This is a genomic window from Novosphingobium sp. GV079, assembly GCF_003058045.1.
Lineage (GTDB): Bacteria > Pseudomonadota > Alphaproteobacteria > Sphingomonadales > Sphingomonadaceae > Novosphingobium > Novosphingobium capsulatum.
On sequence record NZ_QBUE01000008.1, the window covers coordinates 105,903 to 124,493 of the forward strand.

The window sequence follows — 18,591 nt, forward strand, 5'->3', positions numbered from 1 at the left end:
TTTTTGCGGTGCCGATACCGTCATCAATGGCGATCGGTGCCCTTGTCTGTCCGGAGTTTGCCCAGATGAAGAAAAGCGTCCTTGGCCTTGGTGGGGCCCTTGCCGCCCTCGCGGGGGCTGGCGCGCTCTATGCCGCCGCAGCCTCCGCGCCGGCACAGGCCGATCCCGCTGCGCCTGGCCGCGCTATGGGCGATGGTGGCATCACCTGGGCGCAGGCCCAGGCGCAAGCCGATGCCCTGTGGCAGAGGATGGACGTGAACAAGGACGGCAAGATCGACCAGGCCGACCGCGATGCGCGCCTCGCGCAGCGGTTCGATGCGATCGACACCAACCACGATGGTGTGATCAGCCGCGCCGAATTCATGGCGCAGCATCACATGATGAAGCCGGGCATGCCCCCCATGGCTGGCCGTGATGGCGACATGCCGCCGCCACCGCCACCGGGCGGCATGGCCCCCGAAGGCGGGCGCCACGGCTGGCACGGCATGCGCATGGGCGGGTTTGGCGCGGTTTTGCACGCTGCCCTGCGTGACAAGGATGGCGCGGTGACCCGCGCTGCGTATGATGCGGCGGTCAAATCGCAATTCGACAGGGCCGATACCAACCATGATGGCAAGCTTACCCGCGAAGAAATCCGCGCCGCATTTGGCCGTGAGGGCCACCGCTGGGGCGGGAAAGGCGGCCCTGGCGGTCCGCGCTGGCGCGATGGCGAGCGCATGGACGGCCCGCCGCCGCCCCCGCCGGCCGGCAACTGATCACCGGGCAGCGCAGGTATGAGCGAGGCAGCGGTAACCCGCATCCTTCTGGTCGACGACGAAGCAGCCCTGCGCGAAGTGCTGGCGGACTATCTGGTTCGCCAGGGCTTTGCCGTGGTCCAGGCGGGCAACGCGGTGGAAGCCCGCGCGCGGATCGCGGGAGAAACGTTCGACCTCGTGCTGCTCGACATCATGATGCCGGGCGAGGATGGCCTGTCGTTGTGCCGGCACCTGGCCGAAAGCCGGGCGCTTCCAGTGATCTTCATCACCGCCAAGGGTGAATCCACCGACCGCATCGTCGGCCTCGAGATTGGCGCTGACGACTACGTGGTCAAGCCGTTCGACCCGCGCGAACTGGTGGCGCGGATACGCTCGGTCCTGCGGCGCAGCGCGCGCGTGGCCGTCGATGCCCCCGAAGCGCTGGTCTATGAATTCGAAGGCTGGACGCTCGATCCGCTCAAGCGCCGGCTGACCGATCGCGAAGGCGCGGTCGTCGCCATTTCCTCGGCCGAATTTCGCCTGCTCATGGCGTTTCTGGATCATCCTCGCCAGGTGCTCGATCGCGATCGCCTGCTCGACATGGTGCAGGGCCGCGAGGCGCATCTGTTCGATCGCGCGGTGGACAACCAGATCAGCCGCCTGCGCCGCAAGATCGAGGAAGACAGCCGCAATCCGCAATTGATCCAGACCGTGTGGGGCGGCGGCTACATGCTCGCTACCGAAGTGCGCAAGGTGGCAGGCCGCGACTGATGCTGCGCTGGCCTGCCTGGACCATATCGCGCGCACCGCGCAGCCTGCAGGGGCAAATGCTCCTGGCGATCGCGCTGGCGCTGCTGGTGGCGCAGGGTCTTTCGGCCGCACTGATCTGGCGCGAACAGAACGAGCGGCGCGTGCAACTGACCGTGAACGAGGCGGCGTTTCGCCTGATCGGCCAGCCACCGCGCGAGAATCACCCGCCTGATGGCCGTCCACACGGACCGCCGCCTGACGATATCTGGCGCCTGCCACGCCCCTTGCGCGTGCGCGTCGATGTCAATTCGCCCGAACAACCGGGTGACCGCCAGCGCAGCGACGTGGCGAGCGCGTTGCATGATGTGCTGGAAACCCAGGGTCTGGTTCATCGCCAGGTCTTGGTGGTGGAGCGCGATCCCCAGGCGGATGCGATTGTCGGGGCGTGGTTTGGCGATGTCAGCAAGCGGCTGGAAAGCTTTGGCGATCATCGGCCGCAGGCCCGCCTGATCATCGCCTCGATCCAGCGGCCCGATGGCACCTGGCTTACCGCGCGCATCCTTTCGCCGGCCAACGAGCGCCAAGTAATCCTTTCGCTTCTGATGCAGACGGTGCTGCTCTATTTCGTGCTGGTGGGTGCGGTGGCGCTGATCCTGCGGCGCATTGCGCGGCCGCTCAAGGCCTTGACCGGGCGGGTGGAAGCCTTTGCCCGCGAACGCAATGCCGATGGCCAGCTCGAACCCGAGGGGCCTGACGATATCCGCCGCCTGATCGTGGCCCACAATGCCATGGAAGCGCGCATTGTTGGCCTGCTCGATGAAAAGGACGTGATGCTGGGCGCGATCGGCCACGATCTGAAAACGCCGCTGGCCGCGCTGCGCGTGCGGATCGAGGCGGTGGAGGACGAGAACGAGCGCGCGCGCATGGCCGCGACGATCGAGGATATCAACCGCTCGCTCGACGACATTCTCTCGCTCGCCCGCGTTGGCCGCCCCTCTGACCCGTTGGAGACGACCGAGCTTTCGGCCCTCGTTACCGACGTGATGGGCGAATACGAGGATATGGGCGAGGATGTGACGCTGGAAGACACCGTGCGCATCGTTCTGCCGCTGCGCGCCACCTGGCTGCGCCGGGCCATGCGCAATCTGGTGTCCAACGCGCTGCGCTATGGCCAGCGTGCCCGTGTCTCGCTGGAACGGGAAGACGGTGAGGCGGTGCTGCGCATCGAGGACGATGGCCCGGGCATTCCCGAAGGCGATATCCTGCGCATGATGGAGCCGTTCACCCGGCTGGAGGCCTCGCGCAATACCGCTACGGGCGGCACGGGCCTCGGGCTGACTCTGGCCCGCGCGATCGCCGACCAGCACGGGGGCTCGCTCGTGCTTGCCAACCGCTGGCAGGCGGGCCAGGTCGTGGGCCTGATTGCCACGCTCCGCCTGCCGCTGGCAGCCTGACCGCGCCGGCGCGGTTTTGCCTCATTCCTCGTCGGGATAGGGGCCCTTGCCACCCTCGGCGATGAAGCGATCGATCCGGGCGTGCAGCACGGGCAGTGGCACCGAGCCCAGTTCGAGCACGGCATCGTGGAAGGCGCGAATGTTGAACTTGTCGCCCAGCGCCTTTTCCGCGCGGGCGCGATCCTCCACGATGGCCATCTCGCCCAGGTAATAGCTCAGCGCCTGGCCCGGCCAGGCGATATAGCGATCGGTCTCGGTCTCGATCTCGTGATCCGACAGCGCGGTATTGTCGTGCAGGAAGGCCAGCGCCTGTTCGCGCGTCCAGCCCTTGGCGTGGATTCCGGTATCGACCACCAGCCGCGCCGCACGCCACATCTGGTACGACAGCATGCCAAAGCGTTCGTAGGGCGTGGTGTAGATGCCCATCTCCACCCCCAGCTTTTCGCAATAGAGCGCCCAGCCTTCGCCATAGGCAGAAATGTAGGTGCGCTGGCGCCAGGCCGGCAGCCCCTTGTTTTCCGATGCCAATGACATCTGGAACGCATGGCCCGGCGCGCTTTCGTGCAGGGTGAGGGCGGGCAGCGAATAGAGCTGGCGTGCTGGCAGGTTCCAGGTGTTGACCAGATAGACGCCCGGCCCGCCGCGCCCGGCGGTGTAGAACGGGGCAATGTCGGCAGGCACCGGGCGAATGGCAAAGCGCTTGCGCGGCAGGCGGCCAAACCAGTCGGCAGCCTTGCCGTCGAACGTCTTGGCGATCCATGCCGCACGGTTGAGCAGATCTTGCGGGCTGCTCGCGACGAACTGCGGATCGCTGCGCAGCTTGGCCAGGAACGCGGGCAGGTCACCGGTAAAGCCGACCTGCGTCATGATCTCCTGCATTTGCGCACGGATCCTGGCCACCTCGGCCAAGCCGATCTGGTGGATCGCGTCGGGCGTCAGGTCGGTGGTGGTATATTCCCGAATCTGCGCCTGGTAATAGTCTTTCCCTTGGGGCAGGCCCTGGGCGGCAAGGCCAGTGCGGGCATGGGGCAGATAATCGCTGCGCAGATAGGCGAGCAGGGCGCGGTGCGCCGGCACAACTTCGCTGGTGATCGCCGTGCGCGCCTCGTCGGCCAGGGCCTTGGCCGTGGCGGGCGGAATACTGGCGGGCAGGGCCTTGAACGGCTCGAAGAACGGGTTGGCGTCGGCGGTCTTGGCGTCCGTTATCGGCAGCAGCGACAGATCGCGGCCCTTGAGCGTGACCTGCGGCGCGGTAAATCCGCGTGCCAGCCCCGCCTTCATGTTGGCCATCTGCTGCGCGAAATAGCGCGGCACGGCATGCAGCATGGCGATATAGGCGCGCGCCTCGCTTTCGTTGCGGAACGGCGTGCGTGCGGTATCGGCCAGGTTGCCCCAGAACGTGGTGTCTGAATTGAGCGGCTTTTCCCACTCGTGAAAGCGCTGCGCCGAAAGCAGCGTTTCGATCTGGTAGCGATAGATCGCATAGTTGACGCGCGCGGCCGGCGAGAGCGCGCCCTGGTCGATGGCGTCGAGCGCTTTCAGCGTTTGCGCCCAGCGCGCCTCGCGCGCGGCCTGGGCGGCGGCGCTCACGTCGGGCAGGCGATAGCTGGGGCGATCGTCGTTCTCGTCATCGCCAAACTGCGCCTGGCGCCAGGTCCATTCAGCATCGGCCAGGGCATAGAACGCGGCGTCTGCGGAAGCACTGGCAGCAACCGCGGGGACAGGCGCCTGCGCATGGGCTGGCTGGACTACGCCAAGCAGGAGGGCGGCGAGCAGCGGGAGACGATGAACGGTCACGGCGGCACGATACTCCTGTTGCAGATGCAACCGGGTAGCGTGGGAAATGGCCCATGTGCAAGCTGGACCGGGCCGGGCGCGGGCGCTATCCCGATGATCATGAGCGAAAACAGCGGGAGCAGCAGATCGGCCACCGGGCCAGGCTGGTGGCAGGTGGCGCGCCATGGCACGTGCCCGGCTTGCAATACGCCCGGCATGGTCTGGGCCGGCCGGGTGTGGGAGCCGCCCAAGCTTAACGACCATTGCCGCGCCTGTGGCGAGCCGCTGGCCGTGCACGAGGCAAGCGGGCGCGCACTCTATCCAGTGGTCATCCCGCTCGTGGCGTTGCTGGTGTTTTCCGCGCTGCGGGTCGATGATATCTGGCGCCTGCCCTTGTGGGTCTATCCGCTGGTGTGGGGTCCGGCGAGCGCGCTGATCGTGGGCCTTGCGGTGCGTGCGGTGCGCGCTGCGGTGCTCGCTGCCCGCGTGGCACCGCGAGGGCAGGGCTGATGCGGCGTATTCCCGTGCTGCCCACCTGCATCGTGCTGCTGGCCGTGGCGATGATGATCGGCCTGGGTTTCTGGCAATTGCAGCGCAAGGTGCAGAAAGAGGCGCTGCTGGCGCGCTTTGCCGCCGCGCTGGTCAATCCCGCGCTGGTCCCGTTCCCCGTGGCAGGCGATGGCAAGGCCGTGCTCTATCGCCGCGCCACGTTCGATTGCCAGGTGCAGCCTGGCCTGTGGGATTCGGTGGGCGGCCGCAACGCTGCGGGTGAAAGTGGCTATGTGCACATTGCCCATTGCCAGGCGCCTGGTGGCATGCCCGCGCTGGTGCAACTGGGCTGGTCGCGCGATCCGCATCCGCCGCAATGGGATGGTGGGCGGGTCACGGGCCGAATCGCCCCGTTCCACAAGATCACCCGCCTGGTTGCCGATCCGCCGCTTGCTGGCCTGGGCGCCAATGCCGCGCCTGATCCGTCTGACATTCCCAACAACCATCTGGCCTATGCGGTGCAGTGGTTCCTGTTCGCCGCCGTAGCCCTGGTGATCTATGCCCTGGCCCTGCGCCGGCGCGCGAAAGGCGCGGCGGTGGTTGTCACGATGCCCCCGGGGCGCTAGGCGCCGCGCTGACGACAACGCGCGCGATGGCGTGCCGGTGATGATTGGGCGCTGCCCTTGCGGTGGGCGCGGCACACGGGGATTGGCGATGAAGTATGTCAGCACGCGGGGCCAGGCCGCCTCGCTCGATTTCGAAGGCGTCACGCTGGCGGGCCTCGCGTCCGACGGTGGCCTCTACGTGCCCGAAGCCTGGCCGCAGTTCAGCCATGATGAGATCGCCGCCATGGCTGGCCTGCCCTATGCCGAACTGGCCGCGCGGATCATGGCGCCTTTCGTGGGCGACAGCCTTTCGCCCGAACGCCTGCGCGAATTGACCGGCCAGGCCTATGGCCGCTTTGCCCATGCCGCCGTCACCCCGCTCAAGCAGCTCGACGAGCGGCAATGGGTGCTCGAGCTGTTCCACGGCCCGACCCTGGCGTTCAAGGACGTGGCCTTGCAGATGCTGGGCCTGCTGTTCGAGGAATTCCTGGCCCGCCGCGAGGATCACCTGACCATCGTGGGTGCCACCTCGGGCGATACCGGCTCTGCCGCGATCGACGCCGTGGCCGGCCGCGCCAAGGTCGATATCTTCATGCTGCACCCCCATGGCCGCGTGTCTGATGTTCAGCGCCGGCAGATGACCACGGTGATCGCGCCCAACGTCTATAACATCGCCATCGACGGCAGCTTTGACGATGCCCAGGCGATGGTGAAGCGCATGTTCAACGATGCTGCGATCACCGGCACTTATGGCATTGCTGCGGTCAATTCGATCAACTGGGCGCGGCTGATGTCGCAGGTGGTCTATTATTTCGCCGCCGCGCTGCAACTGGGCGCGCCGCACCGCAAGGTGGCGTTCTCGGTGCCGACCGGCAATTTCGGCGACGTGTTCGCCGGCTATGTCGCGGCGCAGATGGGCCTGCCGGTGGAGCGGCTGATCGTGGCCACCAACATCAACGATATTCTCCACCGCGCGCTGTCGGCCGGGGACTATTCGGCCAGCACGGTTACGCCCACGGCGGCGCCGTCGATGGATATCCAGGTCTCGTCCAATTTCGAACGCCTGCTGTTCGATGCCTGCGGGCGCGATGCTGCGGTCCTCGCTGCGCAGATGCAGCAGTTCGATGCCACCAAGGCGCTGCAACTGACCAATGCCCAGCGTGCAGCGATCGGCGGCCTGTTCACCAGCGCGCGCTGCGATCCCGCACAGATGGCCCAGGCCATGCGCTGGGCCTATGAGGCAGCGGGCGAAGTGCTTGATCCGCATACCGCAATCGGCCTGCATGCCGCGCGCGTGGCCGAAGGGCTGCCGACCGATGTCCCGGTGGTGACCCTGGCCACGGCCCATCCGGCCAAGTTCGTCGATGCGGTGGAACGCGCCACCGGCGTGCGCCCGCCGCTGCCCGCGCGGGTGGGCGATCTGTTCGAACGGCAGGAACGTTGCGACCATCTGCCTGGCACGTACGAGGCCGTGGCAGCCTATGTGACCGAGCGCGCCACACCCAAGATCGGGCCCAAGATCGGCGGGACGGACGCCTGATGGCCGCGCTTACGCTCCAGCCGCAGTTGATGGTGGGATCGCCCTGGGGGGATTTCGCCCTCATCGATTCGGGCCATGGCCGCAAGCTTGAGCGCTATGGCCCGCATCGCTTCATCCGCCCTGAACCCCAGGCGATGTGGGCGCCGGCGCTTGATGACTGGCAGGCAGACGGCGAATTCGTGCCGGGCTCCGACGAGGATGGCGGCGGGCGCTGGCTGTTTGACGGCCCGGTGCCGCGCGAAGGCTGGCCGCTGGCGTGGAACGCGGTGCAGTTCACCGCCAGCTGCACGCCGTTCCGTCACCTGGGCTTTTTCCCCGACATGGCGCCGGTGTGGGACTGGATGGGCGAACGCCTGGCCGGGTGCGACGATGCCGCCACGCTCAACCTGTTCGGCTATACCGGTGTCGGCACGCTGTCGCTGTCGCGCTTTGGCCCGGTTACCCATGTCGATGCCTCGAAAAAGTCGGTCGCCCAGGCCCGCGCCAATGCGGCGCTTTCGGGCATGGACGGCCGCCCGGTGCGCTGGATTGTCGACGACGCGGCCAAGTTCACCGCGCGCGAAGTGCGCCGGGGCAAGCGCTATGATGGCATCATCCTCGATCCGCCCAAGTTCGGTCGTGGCCCGGAAGGCGAAGTGTGGCGCCTGGAAGAAAGCCTGCCCGGCCTGATCGCCGATTGCGCCCGCCTGCTCGATGCCAACAGCAGCTTCCTGTTCCTGACGGTCTATGCCGTGCGCATGTCCTCGCTCGCCATTGGCGGCTTGCTGGCCGAGGCTTTGGCGCACTTGCCCGGCACGATCGAGCATGGCGATTTGGCCCTGGCCGAGGAAGGACCGGGCGGGCGCGTCCTGCCCACGGCGATTTTCGCACGGTGGAACCGCGCGGCATAAGCGCGGCTGATGCTGGACATTCGCGCGGCCAAGTGCCAATGGCGCGCGCGTGTCTGACAGCCTGATCCTCGAAGTCGCCAATGTCGAAACCGATGTCCTGACCGGGATCTATTCGGAAGAGACCGGCCGTCCGCAGCCCCTGCGGATTTCCATCCGTGCCTGGCTGCGTCCCCAGGACCGCTACACGGCCGATTGCCCGCTGACCGCGAGCAAGAACTACATGGACCTCAAGCACGCCGCGAGCGACGGATTGCCCAAAGATGTGCATTTCCAACTGATCGAATCGGTTGCAGACCACATCTGTGAGACGTTGTTCGTACAGGATGCGCGGGTGACTCAGGTGGAAGTGAAAATCGTGAAGCTCGCCATCAGCGAGGCTGGAGAAGATATCGGCATGACGCTTACCCGCGCCCGCCGCGGATGAGCGTGCCCCGCCCGCTGGCGCTGGTCACTGGCGGATGGCGCCGAATCGGGGCCGCGATTGCCCGCAAGCTGGCGCAGGAGGGTTGGGACCTGGCGCTGCACGCGCACCATGCGCACACGTTTGATCCCGAATTTACCGCCCAGTTGCAGTGGCTGGGCGCGACAGTGCACCCCCTGGCAGGCGATCTGGGCGATAGCGCCTTTCCGGCCGCGATGCTGGCCGATGTCATCGCCCGCGCCGGCCAGGCACCGCGTCTTCTGGTCAACTGCGCGTCGCTGTTTCAGGACGACACGATCGCCAGCCTCGCACCCGAGGCGCTGGATCAGCATTTCGGCGTCAATCTGTTTGCGCCACTGCTGCTGACCCGTGCCTTTGCCGAGGCGCTGGGTGAGGACGAAGGCGCCGTGGTCAATATTCTCGACCAGCGCGTGCAGAACCCGGTGCCCGACCAGTTGAGCTACACCCTGTCCAAGCAGGCGCTGCATGCCGCGGTGCGCACCCTGGCGCGCGCGCTGGCACCGCGAGTGCGGGTCAACGGCGTGGCGCCCGGGCTGATCCTGCCGACGCAGGATTATGACGCCGACCAGTGGCACCGCCTGGAAGAGATCATGCCTTTGAAGCGCCTGCCGGGCGCCGATGAAATTGCCGATGCCGTGCACTATCTGGCGACAGCGCGCGCGGTGACCGGACAAACTCTTTTCGTCGATGCCGGCGCAAGCCTTGAATCCTACCCTCGGGACTTCGTATATCTCGAACGATGACAGCGCCCGCGCCTCTGGTTGACCGCTTTGCGCGGGCCATAACCTATCTTCGCCTGTCGGTGACGGATCGCTGCGACCTGCGCTGCACCTATTGCATGCCCGAACGCATGACGTTCCTGCCGCGTGCCGACGTGTTGAGCCTGGAAGAGCTGTACAAGGTGTCGCGTGCGTTCATCGATCGCGGCGTCACCAAGCTGCGCCTGACCGGTGGTGAGCCGCTGGTGCGGCGCGACATGGTCGATCTGGTACGCGCGCTGGGCCGCCACCTGGGCGGGGGCGGGCTCCAGGAACTGACGCTGACCACCAACGGCACCCGGCTGGCCGAATTTGCCGACGATCTGGTCGCCGCCGGCGTGCGCCGCATTAACGTTTCGCTCGACACGCTCGACCGCAGCCGCTTTGCCGCGCTGGCCCGGCGCGACAGCCTGCCCCAGGTGCTCGAAGGCCTGGCTGCGGCGCGGGCGGCTGGCCTCAAGGTCAAGCTCAACGCCGTGGCGCTCAAGGGCGTGAACCAGGATGAATTGCCCGACCTGATCGCCTGGGCCCATGGCCAGGGCCATGACGTGACGCTGATCGAAGTGATGCCGCTGGGCGATGTCGAGGAAGATCGGCTCGATCATTACCTCCCGCTCGATGCCGTGCGCCGCGATCTGGAACAGCGCTGGACGCTGGTGCCCAACGCGGTGAGCACGGGTGGGCCGGCGCGCTATGTCGATATTGCCGAAACCGGCGGTCGGCTCGGTTTCATCACGCCTTTGACGGGCAATTTCTGCGCCACCTGCAACCGCGTGCGGGTTACGGCCACGGGCCAGCTCTACATGTGCCTGGGCGGGGAAGGGCGCGTCGACCTGCGCGCCGCGCTGCGCTCTGACGATCCCGATGCCGCGCTGACCGATGCCTTTGCCCGCGCCATGGGCGAAAAGCAGGAACGCCACGCCTTTGTTATCGACCGCGCCGGCGCGGCCCCGGCCGTTTCGCGCCACATGTCGACGACCGGGGGCTGATCGCCATGGCCAAGCTCGTGTTCCTCGGCCGCCTGGAAGACCGCGCCGGCTGCGCGGAAATGGCTGTCACGCCTGGCCCGCTTGCCGATATCCTCGCCGGGCTCGACCCTGCGCTGGCGCTTGATCTTCTGGGCGAGCGGGTGCGCTGGGCGCTCAATGGCAAGCTGGTGGGCGAAAGCGAAGCGATGGTGCTGGGCGAGGGTGACGAACTGGCGTTCCTGCCACCGGTGAGCGGCGGCTGAGGCGGCGGGGGCTTTGGGGGGCTTCGACAAGCTCAGCCCGAACGGAGATCACCGCAATATGCCCAAACCCGTTCGCCCTGAGCCTGTCGAAGGGCGCCGTGCGCAATGCCACCCACTTTAGACCCTGAAAGCTATTTTCGCAGGGCAGGTTTTTGACAGCGCGCCCCGGCATCCGTATGGGGACGGCGCTTGCCGGGCCAGCTTGCCCGGCCCCATGGCCTGATCCCATCGCGGGTGCGGGGCCGATTGCCAAGGAAACCGCTTTCGATGTCTCAGCCCCAGGTGGAAGTCGCCACGCTCGAACCCACGGCCGCAGCCACGGTGGAAACCGTGCTCACGGTCAAGCACTGGGACGAGCGCCTGTTCAGCTTCACCGTGACCCGTCCGGCCTCGTTCCGCTTCCGCTCTGGCGAATTCGTGATGATCGGCCTGCAGGGAGACAATGGCCGTCCGCTGCTGCGCGCCTATTCGGTGGCGAGCCCGGCCTGGGCCGAGGAACTCGAATTCCTCTCGATCAAGGTGCCCGATGGTCCGCTGACCTCGCGCCTGCAGAAGATTCAGCCCGGCGACCAGATCTATCTTGGCAAGAAGCCGACCGGCACCTTGGTGACCGATGCTCTGCTGCCGGGCAAGCGCCTGTTCATGCTGTCGACCGGCACCGGCCTGGCGCCATTCCTGTCGCTGGCGCGCGATCCCGATGTCTATGAATTCTATGAACAGGTCGTCGTGGTGCACTCGGTGCGCAAGGTGAGCGAGCTGGCGTTCCGCGAAGAACTGTCGAGCGGCTTTGCGGAAGATCCGCTGGTGGGCGAACAGGCTGCGCAGCAGCTGCACTATGTGCCCACCGTCACACGCGAGCCGTTCAAGAACAACGTGCGCATCGACAAGCTGATCGAAAGCGGCGCGCTGTTCGAGGGCATTCCCGGCGAGGCGCGCCTCGATCCCGCCACCGACCGCGTCATGCTGTGCGGCTCGATGGACATGATCAAGGACTTCGCCGCGCTGCTCGAAGGCATGGGCTTTGTCGAAGGTTCCAACGCCAAGCCGGGCGATTTCGTGATCGAACGCGCGTTCGTCGGCTGATCGGCATGACGGCAGACGTCCGTCTCACCGATGCGGCGTTTGACCCCGCCGCGCTGCTTGCTGCCTTTACCGGGCAGTTTGGCGGTGCTGGCGGGGTTGTCAGTTTTCTGGGCCAGGTGCGCGATGGCGGCAGCGATGGCGATGGCGTGGAAGCGCTGGAGTTGCGCCATTATGCCCCGCTCACCCTGCCGGGGATGGAAGCGCTGGCGGCCACCGCCCTGACCCGCTGGCGGCTGGAAGGGTTGCTGGTGATCCACCGCCACGGCGTGATGCTGCCGGGCGATCCGATCGTGATGGTTGCCGCCGCCGCCCGCCACCGGCGCGAGGCATTTGCCGCCACCGACTTCGTGATGGATCACCTCAAGAGCGACAGCTGGTTCTGGAAGCGGGAAAAGACCGCGGCCGGCTGGCGCTGGATCGAGCCGCGCACGCAGGATTTTGCCGACCGCGCGCGCTGGTAGGGCGTCAGCCCTTCAACTGCGCCAGCACGCTATCCTGCTGCGCCACGCGCGCGGCGACCGAGTCGCGGGTATTGACCACTTGGGCCGTATCGGGGCCGGGATGGTCGACAGCGGCGATTTCAGCTTCCGTCGCCATCTCATCGAGATCAGCCAGAGCGATCGCGGTGTCGCTACGCGCCGATTCGAGGCGGGCCAGCGCCACTTGGGCCAGGTTCCAGGTCTCACTGCCATTGGCGGCATTGTGCGCACGCGCGGCAGCGCGGGTGGCTTCGGGCACCAAAGCGATGAACCGGGCATCCGCCTCGCGTGCACGCTCTTCCAGTGCGGCCAGGCGCTGGGGCAGCGTGGCATCGGCGGGAATCGGTGCCGGCGCTGCTGCCGCCGCATCGGCTGGCGCGGCCTTGGCCTGGCCAAATGCGCGTTCGGCCGGGCGAATCGCCAGCGAGGGGAAACGCCCGCGATCGGGCGAGCAGCCGCCCAGGACCAGGGCAGGGGCGGCGATCAGGCCAACAAGGCAAAGCCGTTGCAGGGCGAGGAAGCGAGTGGACAGGCAAGCCATGGCGGTGCCATAGCACGTGGGCGGCCAATGGCCAGCGGTAGGGGCCCTGCTTCGCGCATTTCCCACTTCCCCGGCGTTGACATGCCGGCCCGCTTGGATTATCCGCGCCCCTCTTTCCGGGGCTTCGCATGATTGCGGGGAACCGGCACATTGCCCGCTGTCCGCGATTCGGAATTGGCCGATCGGGGTGCTTGGTGGGTCAGGCATTTGAAACGGATAGCAGAACCATGTTCGCAATTGTGCGCACGGGCGGCAAGCAGTATCGGGTGGCCGCCGGAGATAAGATCGCGGTGGAAAAGCTGGCTGGCGAAGCCGGTGAAACCATCACCCTCGGTGACGTCCTGCTGGCTGGCAAGGATGGCGAACTGGCCGACGCTTCGGCCATTACCGTTTCGGCGGAAATCATCGCCCAGGCCAAGTCGGAAAAGGTCGTGGTGTTCAAGAAGCGCCGCCGTCACAACTATCGCCGCAAGAACGGCCACCGCCAGCAGATGACTCTGCTGCGCATCGTGTCGGTCGCCTGAGCGCCAGTTCGGAGTAAGCAGAGATGGCACATAAGAAAGCAGGCGGCTCGTCGCGCAACGGTCGCGACTCGCAGTCCAAGCGCCTTGGCGTGAAGAAGTTCGGCGGCCAGGACGTGGTCGGCGGCAACATCATCATCCGTCAGCGCGGCACCCGCGTGTACCCCGGCGCCAATGTTGGCCTCGGCAAGGACCACACCCTGTTTGCGCTTGCCAACGGCCGCGTGCGTTTCCACGCCGGCAAGCTTGGCCGCAAGTACGTGTCGGTCGACCTGATGGCCGAAGCCGCCGAATAAGCGGATGGTCATGCCAAGGGCCATCCTGATGGGATGGCCCCGCCGGTTTCGCGCCGGCTGAACGAGGGAGAGGGGCCTTGCCCCATCTCCCTTTTTCTTTGTCTCCCTCATCCGCAACGGCGCCATTTGCCTCGAAAACCGAAGCACTTGGCGCAGCACGCAATATCCCTGTCATCGGAAAGTGCATAAGCATCCGGCGAAAGGGAGCGGTTGACTGGAGATTACCGATGTTCATTCGCAGCGAGCGGCTGTTCCTGCGGCCGGGTTGGCCCGAGGATTGGGCCGAACTCTATGCCCTGATCGATGACGAGGCGGTGGTGCGCCATCTGGCGCGGGCGCCCTGGCCCTATCGTGCCGATGATGCGCGGGCCTTTGCTGCCCTGGCGCAGGACGGCCGCTATCCGCATTTCTTCGTTACCCTGCCCGGGCCCGAAGGCGCGCAACTGATTGGCAGCGTGGGCCTGATGCCCGATGAGCACGGCCCGCCCGGCGCGGCGCCGCTGCTCGGTTATTGGGTGGCCCGTGCCCATTGGGGGCGTGGCTTTGCCACCGAGGCGGCGCGGGCAGTGCTGACGCTGGCGGCCACGCTGGGCCATCGCCGCGTGGCGGCGCGGCACTTCCTCGACAATCCCGCCTCGGGCCGGGTCCTGGCCAAGCTGGGCTTCCGCTCCACCGGCGAGATTCGCCCTGGCGCCAGCCGGGCCCGCGACGGTGTAGCGCCCACGCTCGGCTATGCCCTGGATCTCGATCCGCCTGGCAATTGCGATGGGGATCGTCGCCTGGCCGCCTGACGAAAAAGGAAAAGCCCCTTCTGCCATCGGCCGAAGGGGCTTTTTCGTTGCAGCGCGTGCCGCCAGCCGCGTGAGAGTGATCAGCCGGGCGGAGCAGCCTCTGGCTCGGGAGTCTTTTCCGCCGCGCGGGCCTGTTCGAACTTGAGGCAATCGAGAATCTTGGCCCCGGCCATGAACACCGCGCAGGTCGTGGCCAGGAACAGCAGCTTGCCACCAAAGCCGGGAAACCGGGTAAGATAGGCCTGCCCACGTTCCACCGCGCCCAGCGCCAACGCATAGATAACCGCAAACGCCTCAAAGCGATTCTTGATCAGGAAGAGGCGGCCAATCTTGCGGAGCATGCGTTGTCCCTTGTCTCCATGCTGGGTTTGCGATCCGCCGGACCTGTTGCCACCCCGATCAGCAACCTTCGTGCCAATCCAATGAATACGGGCGCATTAAAGCTTAACGCGCCCTTCATTGTAAAGGGGGGCGACAATTCCGCAGACAGCAGGACAACGCCTGTCGGTTACGTGCAGTTCCACTCAGTGCAGTTCGGTCAGGCCCAAGGCATCGAGCAGGGCCGCGCGGGCGGCGATCACGCTGTTTGCCAAGGCCTGCTGGCCCAGGTCCGCAGCATCGATCTGTTCGGGCCAATGCGCAGCAACCACTTGTTCCAGCTGGTCTATCCGCCCGTTGTCGAGCAGGAAGCGCGGATCGACCGTGGCCGGATCGGCCACTACGCGCAGCCGCAGGCACGCCGGGCCGCCGCCATTGGCCATGGATTGGCGCACGTCCACCGGCAAGACCTGGCGAATCGGCCCATTGCCGGCCAGCATCGTATCCAGCCAGCCGCGCACCGATGGTGTTTCCCAGGCTTCCAGAGGGATCACCAGCGCCATTTCTCCGCCCGGTAGGGTCAGCAGCTGGGCATTGAACAGGTAGGATTTGATGGCATCGGCCAGGCTTACCGCGCTGGCCGGCACGACGACGATTTCGGCCTCGGGCAGGCGGTCGCGAATCGCGGCATAGGTGCCCTCGGGATCGGCAAAGGCCTGTTCGTGGGTGAACAGTACGCGCTCGTTGGCCACGGCCACGACATCGTTGTGGAAAGCCCCGGCGGCGATCGCCTCTGGCGCCTGTTCCACGAACAGGCAGCGCGCCGGATCGAGCCCATGGACGCGGGCGATCGCGCGGCTGGCCTGTTCGTGCTGCCGTGCCGGAAAGGCGCCGCCCGGGCGGCCATAAACAAAGATTTCCAGGCCCGCGGCGCCATGGCTGGTGGCCATGCGCATGTGGTTGGCGGCGCCCTCATCACCAAAGCAGGGCGGCACGGCATCGTGCACGGCAAAGTGCGCGGCATCGCCAAAGGCCAGGCGCAACTGGCGCACCGTATCGGGCCATTCCTGCGCTCGGTGGGGCATGGTCACCAGGTTGGCCGCAGACAGATGGCAGCGCCCGTCGGCGGTATCGGGCGCGGGGCTGACAGTGGCGGCATTGGCCGTCCACATCGCGCTGGCCGACCAGGCCGCCGCGCGCAGGCGGCGTTCGGCCTCGTCCGCCGGCTCTTGTCCGGCAAGACCCAGCGCCGCCAGGAGCCCCGGATTGGGGCGCGGCAACGGCGCAAACAGGCCCTGGACCAAGCCAAGATCAAGGTTGTGGCGCATCTTGGCCAGCCCCTGCAGCGCGGCCGCGCGGGGATAGGAGACCTGGCCGGCATGGTTGGCCGAGGCCAGGTTGCCCAGGCTCAGCCCGGCGTAGTTGTGGCTGGGGCCGACCAGCCCGTCGAAATTTATTTCCAGCAGTGCCATCTTGTTCGTTCCGTTCTTCAGCGGTCCACATGCCACACAGTGTCACCGGGCCGCACATCCAGCGCGGCGGCGGCGACAGGATCGATCACCAGGCCATCGGCGCCTTGCGTCACTTCGCCCAGCGTGCAGCGGAACGTGGCGAGGCGGCCGGTGGCGGCCAGCACGCGGCGCACCGGGCCATGGCCTTCGGGAGCGGCGATGTGGGCCACGGTTTCCGCCTTGGCCCCGGCGATGGAGCGTACCTGGTCGGTGCGGGCGGTCATCGTCGGGCCCCCGTCGAAAATGTCGACATAGCCTTCATAGGCGAACCCTTCTGCCTCCAGCATCCGCATGGCCGGCCGGCCGTTGAGATGCGGCATGCCGATGGCCGTGCGCGCGCTTTCCGGCAGCATCGCCACATAGACCGGGTGCTTGGGCATCAGGTCGGCGATGAACTGGTTGCCGTTCAAAGCGTTGAAATGATCGGCTTCCTGAAAGCCCATGCCAAAGAACTTGCCGCCCACCGCGTCCCAGAACGCCGATCCGCCGCGCTCGTCGATCACGCCGCGCAGTTCGGCCAGGATGCGCGGAGCAAAGCGGGCGCGGTGCATGGCGATGAACAGATAGCGGCTGCGCGCCAGCAGCATGCCCAGCCCGCCGGCGCGCTCGGCGGGATGGAGGAACAGCCCACCCACTTCGCTCGATCCTTCCAGATCGGTGGCAAGATGCAGCATCTCGGCGCGGAACGTGCGGTTCAGTTCCTTCGAGTGCTGGGTCAGCGTGGTGAGGCGATAGGAATAGAACGGCCCGCCGCGCCCGACGCAGGCAAAGATCTGCGCCGTGCCGCGCAGTTCGCCGGTCGCCACGTTTTCCAGCACCACCACGAACAGCTCATCGCCCGGCCCGTCGGGCAGGCTTTCGCGCGGGTCGGCCAGGCAGGCGGCGGCGCGCTCCAGCTTGGCGCGCAAGGTGGCGCGATCAGCTGGCAGGTTGGTAAAGCCACTGCCGCCGAGCTTGGCCATCTCGTACATGGCCTCCACATCGGTGGGGCGGGCGGCGCGAATGCGAAACGTCATGGTGCGCTATTCTCCCCCGGAAAGCCGATGCAGCACCAGTGCCGACAGCGCCGCGCGCTCTGCCAGCGAGGGCACGATCAGGAATTCGTGCGGCGAATGGATTGATCCGCCGCGCACCCCCATCGTATCCACCACCGGCACGCCCAGTGCGGCGATGTTGTTGCCATCGCAGACGCCGCCGGTGTCCTTCCAGGCGATCGGCTGCCCCAGCGCCGCACCGCAGTCGCGCACCAGCGTGAACAGCGCCAGCGCCGGTTCGGTCAGTGGCTTGGGCGGGCGGCTGATCCCGCCATGCACGTGGATCGTCACATCGTGTGCGCGCTCGATCTCTGTCACGGCTTGGCCCAGCGCCACGGCAAATCCTTGTGCATCGGCCTCGGCCCCAGGGCGGATGTTCCAGCGCAGCACGGCCTTGTCGGGCACCACGTTGTTGGCGCTGCCACCGTCGATCCGCGCCGGGTTCACCGACAGGCCGGGGCGGTGCAGGGCCTTGAGCCGCAGCGCCAGGTCTGCCGCCGCGACGATGGCGTTGCGCCCGTCATCGGGGTTGCGCCCGGCATGGGCGGACCGGCCGGTGATGACGGCGGCATAGTTGCCGCTGCCTGCCCGCGCGCCCGCCAGCGTGCCATCGGGCAGGGCCGATGGTTCATAGGTCAGCGCCGCGGCCTTGCCGGCTGCAACCTGGGCGATCAGCGTCGCGGATGACAGGCTGCCGGTTTCCTCGTCGGAATTGATCAGCACGTCATAGCCGACCTGGCGCGCCACCGCACTGCGCTCGAACGCGCTGAGGGCGGCGAGCAGCACGGCGATGCCGCCTTTCATGTCGGCCACGCCCGGCCCGCCCAGCGTGGTGTCGTCGAGCCAAGTCGTGGTCTGGAACGGATCGCCTGGCGGGAACACGGTGTCCATGTGCCCGGTCAGCAGATAGCGCCGGGGCGCATCGGGCCGTACCCGCACCAGCAGGTGGGCGCCGTGGTCAAGCTGGCCCACGGTGCCATCGGCGGCCACGGTTTCCACGGGGGCCGGCGCCACCAGTTCCACCGTGCCGGGCAGCGCGGCAAAGGCATCGGCCAGGAGCGCGGCCTGGCGGGCAAGGCCGGCAAGATGGCGCGTGCCGGTGTTGATCGCGCTCCATGCCAGAACCTGGTCGAGCAGGGGGGCGCCGTCGATCGGGGCGAGCAGGGCCTGCTCGGTGGCGGAAAGCTGTTGCATCGGAAACCACACCTAGCCGTTCGCGCAGGCCGGGTGAACCCCTGTTGCCAAGCCGGTGCGAATCGGGCAGAACGGGGGTGTTCCTCCCCAGGTTCAATAGGCAGGTCGGCACAGATCCGGTATCCGATAGGGATGCGGTTCGATGGCCGGCATT

At 67.0% G+C, this 18,591-nt stretch carries 22 protein-coding genes; 16 read left to right on the forward strand and 6 right to left on the reverse strand.

The features are described from left to right. Positions 1-65 precede the first annotated feature (65 nt). The 3 genes from C8K14_RS22655 to C8K14_RS12240 are packed head-to-tail and all read left to right on the forward strand — an operon-like array spanning position 66 to position 2,938. A complete protein-coding gene (locus C8K14_RS22655) occupies positions 66-755 on the forward strand; it encodes an EF-hand domain-containing protein (RefSeq protein ID WP_158271907.1) in 690 nt (229 codons plus the stop codon). An 18-nt stretch (positions 756-773) separates the two neighbouring features. Continuing rightward, positions 774-1,505, forward strand: a complete 732-nt coding sequence (locus C8K14_RS12235; RefSeq protein WP_107716870.1) for a response regulator — start codon at positions 774-776, stop codon at positions 1,503-1,505. Then, positions 1,505-2,938 (forward strand): HAMP domain-containing sensor histidine kinase, encoded by a 1,434-nt coding sequence (locus C8K14_RS12240; protein WP_233251060.1) that lies wholly within the window; start codon positions 1,505-1,507, stop codon positions 2,936-2,938. Before C8K14_RS12235 ends, C8K14_RS12240 begins: the two co-directional genes overlap by 1 nt. Before the next feature lie 21 nt (positions 2,939-2,959). Here C8K14_RS12240 and C8K14_RS12245 read toward each other — a convergent pair whose 3' ends face one another. Next, the gene (locus tag C8K14_RS12245; RefSeq protein WP_233251061.1) at positions 2,960-4,735 is read right to left on the reverse strand and encodes a DUF885 family protein; all 1,776 of its coding nucleotides are present in this window, start codon (positions 4,733-4,735) and stop codon (positions 2,960-2,962) included. Between the two features lie 99 nt (positions 4,736-4,834). Here C8K14_RS12245 and C8K14_RS22660 point away from each other — a divergent pair, with 99 nt between their 5' ends. The 10 genes from C8K14_RS22660 (at position 4,835) to C8K14_RS12295 (ending at position 12,213) form a co-directional block, all read left to right on the forward strand. Further along, positions 4,835-5,224, forward strand: a complete 390-nt coding sequence (locus C8K14_RS22660) for a DUF983 domain-containing protein (protein WP_233251062.1) — start codon at positions 4,835-4,837, stop codon at positions 5,222-5,224. Beyond that, a complete protein-coding gene (locus C8K14_RS12255; protein WP_107716872.1) occupies positions 5,224-5,829 on the forward strand; it encodes an SURF1 family protein in 606 nt (201 codons plus the stop codon). Before C8K14_RS22660 ends, C8K14_RS12255 begins: the two co-directional genes overlap by 1 nt. A gap of 88 nt (positions 5,830-5,917) precedes the next feature. Beyond that, complete coding sequence (thrC, locus tag C8K14_RS12260) at positions 5,918-7,348, forward strand: threonine synthase (RefSeq protein ID WP_107716873.1); 1,431 nt, start codon at positions 5,918-5,920, stop codon at positions 7,346-7,348. Beyond that, complete coding sequence (locus C8K14_RS12265) at positions 7,348-8,238, forward strand: class I SAM-dependent methyltransferase (protein WP_107716874.1); 891 nt, start codon at positions 7,348-7,350, stop codon at positions 8,236-8,238. The genes thrC and C8K14_RS12265 overlap by 1 nt, the downstream gene beginning before the upstream one ends. A gap of 49 nt (positions 8,239-8,287) precedes the next feature. After that, positions 8,288-8,662, forward strand: a complete 375-nt coding sequence (locus tag C8K14_RS12270; protein ID WP_022678091.1) for a dihydroneopterin aldolase — start codon at positions 8,288-8,290, stop codon at positions 8,660-8,662. Beyond that, positions 8,659-9,423: an SDR family oxidoreductase gene (locus C8K14_RS12275; protein WP_022678092.1), complete on the forward strand. Its 765-nt coding sequence runs from the start codon at positions 8,659-8,661 to the stop codon at positions 9,421-9,423. The genes C8K14_RS12270 and C8K14_RS12275 overlap by 4 nt, the downstream gene beginning before the upstream one ends. Continuing rightward, the gene (moaA, locus tag C8K14_RS12280; RefSeq protein ID WP_107716875.1) at positions 9,420-10,427 is read left to right on the forward strand and encodes a GTP 3',8-cyclase MoaA; all 1,008 of its coding nucleotides are present in this window, start codon (positions 9,420-9,422) and stop codon (positions 10,425-10,427) included. The genes C8K14_RS12275 and moaA overlap by 4 nt, the downstream gene beginning before the upstream one ends. 5 nt (positions 10,428-10,432) lie before the next feature. Further along, positions 10,433-10,669, forward strand: coding sequence for a MoaD/ThiS family protein (locus C8K14_RS12285; protein ID WP_062786970.1), 237 nt, complete (start codon positions 10,433-10,435; stop codon positions 10,667-10,669). A 267-nt stretch (positions 10,670-10,936) separates the two neighbouring features. Then, complete coding sequence (locus tag C8K14_RS12290; RefSeq protein WP_062786968.1) at positions 10,937-11,752, forward strand: ferredoxin--NADP reductase; 816 nt, start codon at positions 10,937-10,939, stop codon at positions 11,750-11,752. Positions 11,753-11,757: 5 nt separating this feature from the next. After that, positions 11,758-12,213 carry a molybdenum cofactor biosynthesis protein MoaE gene (locus tag C8K14_RS12295; RefSeq protein ID WP_062786965.1) on the forward strand — a complete coding sequence of 152 codons (456 nt, stop codon included), beginning with the start codon at positions 11,758-11,760 and terminating at the stop codon, positions 12,211-12,213. A 4-nt stretch (positions 12,214-12,217) separates the two neighbouring features. On the opposite strand, the gene C8K14_RS12300 is transcribed toward C8K14_RS12295, so the two are convergent. Next, positions 12,218-12,772, reverse strand: a complete 555-nt coding sequence (locus C8K14_RS12300; protein ID WP_107716876.1) for a hypothetical protein — start codon at positions 12,770-12,772, stop codon at positions 12,218-12,220. Between the two features lie 227 nt (positions 12,773-12,999). Here C8K14_RS12300 and rplU point away from each other — a divergent pair, with 227 nt between their 5' ends. The 3 genes from rplU (at position 13,000) to C8K14_RS12315 (ending at position 14,380) form a co-directional block, all read left to right on the forward strand. After that, positions 13,000-13,296: a 50S ribosomal protein L21 gene (gene rplU / locus C8K14_RS12305; RefSeq protein WP_022678098.1), complete on the forward strand. Its 297-nt coding sequence runs from the start codon at positions 13,000-13,002 to the stop codon at positions 13,294-13,296. Between the two features lie 23 nt (positions 13,297-13,319). After that, the gene (rpmA, locus tag C8K14_RS12310) at positions 13,320-13,589 is read left to right on the forward strand and encodes a 50S ribosomal protein L27 (protein ID WP_022678099.1); all 270 of its coding nucleotides are present in this window, start codon (positions 13,320-13,322) and stop codon (positions 13,587-13,589) included. 227 nt (positions 13,590-13,816) lie between these two features. Continuing rightward, a complete protein-coding gene (locus C8K14_RS12315; RefSeq protein ID WP_054132264.1) occupies positions 13,817-14,380 on the forward strand; it encodes a GNAT family N-acetyltransferase in 564 nt (187 codons plus the stop codon). Positions 14,381-14,460: 80 nt separating this feature from the next. Here the strand turns inward: C8K14_RS12315 and C8K14_RS12320 are convergent, their stop codons facing one another. The 4 genes from C8K14_RS12320 to C8K14_RS12335 form a co-directional block, all read right to left on the reverse strand. Beyond that, positions 14,461-14,721, reverse strand: a complete 261-nt coding sequence (locus C8K14_RS12320; RefSeq protein ID WP_022678100.1) for a hypothetical protein — start codon at positions 14,719-14,721, stop codon at positions 14,461-14,463. A gap of 183 nt (positions 14,722-14,904) precedes the next feature. Beyond that, positions 14,905-16,170, reverse strand: a complete 1,266-nt coding sequence (locus C8K14_RS12325; protein ID WP_054132263.1) for an N-succinylarginine dihydrolase — start codon at positions 16,168-16,170, stop codon at positions 14,905-14,907. Between the two features lie 17 nt (positions 16,171-16,187). Then, positions 16,188-17,225: an arginine N-succinyltransferase gene (locus C8K14_RS12330; protein ID WP_107716877.1), complete on the reverse strand. Its 1,038-nt coding sequence runs from the start codon at positions 17,223-17,225 to the stop codon at positions 16,188-16,190. A 6-nt stretch (positions 17,226-17,231) separates the two neighbouring features. After that, entirely contained in the window at positions 17,232-18,437 is a 1,206-nt protein-coding gene (locus C8K14_RS12335; RefSeq protein ID WP_107716878.1) for a hydrolase, read from the reverse strand. Positions 18,438-18,591: the final 154 nt, after the last annotated feature.

Excerpts from the sequence above, each read along its gene's own strand:
- C8K14_RS12240 (WP_233251060.1), top strand. The coding sequence starts at position 1,505 with ATGCTGCGCTGGCCTGCCTGGACCATATCGCGCGCACCGCGCAGCCTG.
- moaA (WP_107716875.1), top strand. The coding sequence starts at position 9,420 with ATGACAGCGCCCGCGCCTCTGGTTGACCGCTTTGCGCGGGCCATAACC.
- C8K14_RS22655 (WP_158271907.1), top strand. The coding sequence starts at position 66 with ATGAAGAAAAGCGTCCTTGGCCTTGGTGGGGCCCTTGCCGCCCTCGCG.
- C8K14_RS12285 (WP_062786970.1), top strand. The coding sequence starts at position 10,433 with ATGGCCAAGCTCGTGTTCCTCGGCCGCCTGGAAGACCGCGCCGGCTGC.
- C8K14_RS12265 (WP_107716874.1), top strand. The coding sequence starts at position 7,348 with ATGGCCGCGCTTACGCTCCAGCCGCAGTTGATGGTGGGATCGCCCTGG.
- C8K14_RS12330 (WP_107716877.1), bottom strand. The coding sequence starts at position 17,225 with ATGACGTTTCGCATTCGCGCCGCCCGCCCCACCGATGTGGAGGCCATG.
- C8K14_RS12275 (WP_022678092.1), top strand. The coding sequence starts at position 8,659 with ATGAGCGTGCCCCGCCCGCTGGCGCTGGTCACTGGCGGATGGCGCCGA.
- C8K14_RS12315 (WP_054132264.1), top strand. The coding sequence starts at position 13,817 with ATGTTCATTCGCAGCGAGCGGCTGTTCCTGCGGCCGGGTTGGCCCGAG.
- C8K14_RS12335 (WP_107716878.1), bottom strand. The coding sequence starts at position 18,437 with ATGCAACAGCTTTCCGCCACCGAGCAGGCCCTGCTCGCCCCGATCGAC.
- rplU (WP_022678098.1), top strand. The coding sequence starts at position 13,000 with ATGTTCGCAATTGTGCGCACGGGCGGCAAGCAGTATCGGGTGGCCGCC.
- C8K14_RS12290 (WP_062786968.1), top strand. The coding sequence starts at position 10,937 with ATGTCTCAGCCCCAGGTGGAAGTCGCCACGCTCGAACCCACGGCCGCA.
- C8K14_RS12235 (WP_107716870.1), top strand. The coding sequence starts at position 774 with ATGAGCGAGGCAGCGGTAACCCGCATCCTTCTGGTCGACGACGAAGCA.
- rpmA (WP_022678099.1), top strand. The coding sequence starts at position 13,320 with ATGGCACATAAGAAAGCAGGCGGCTCGTCGCGCAACGGTCGCGACTCG.
- C8K14_RS12300 (WP_107716876.1), bottom strand. The coding sequence starts at position 12,772 with ATGGCTTGCCTGTCCACTCGCTTCCTCGCCCTGCAACGGCTTTGCCTT.
- C8K14_RS22660 (WP_233251062.1), top strand. The coding sequence starts at position 4,835 with ATGAGCGAAAACAGCGGGAGCAGCAGATCGGCCACCGGGCCAGGCTGG.
- C8K14_RS12325 (WP_054132263.1), bottom strand. The coding sequence starts at position 16,170 with ATGGCACTGCTGGAAATAAATTTCGACGGGCTGGTCGGCCCCAGCCAC.
- C8K14_RS12320 (WP_022678100.1), bottom strand. The coding sequence starts at position 14,721 with ATGCTCCGCAAGATTGGCCGCCTCTTCCTGATCAAGAATCGCTTTGAG.
- C8K14_RS12295 (WP_062786965.1), top strand. The coding sequence starts at position 11,758 with ATGACGGCAGACGTCCGTCTCACCGATGCGGCGTTTGACCCCGCCGCG.
- thrC (WP_107716873.1), top strand. The coding sequence starts at position 5,918 with ATGAAGTATGTCAGCACGCGGGGCCAGGCCGCCTCGCTCGATTTCGAA.
- C8K14_RS12255 (WP_107716872.1), top strand. The coding sequence starts at position 5,224 with ATGCGGCGTATTCCCGTGCTGCCCACCTGCATCGTGCTGCTGGCCGTG.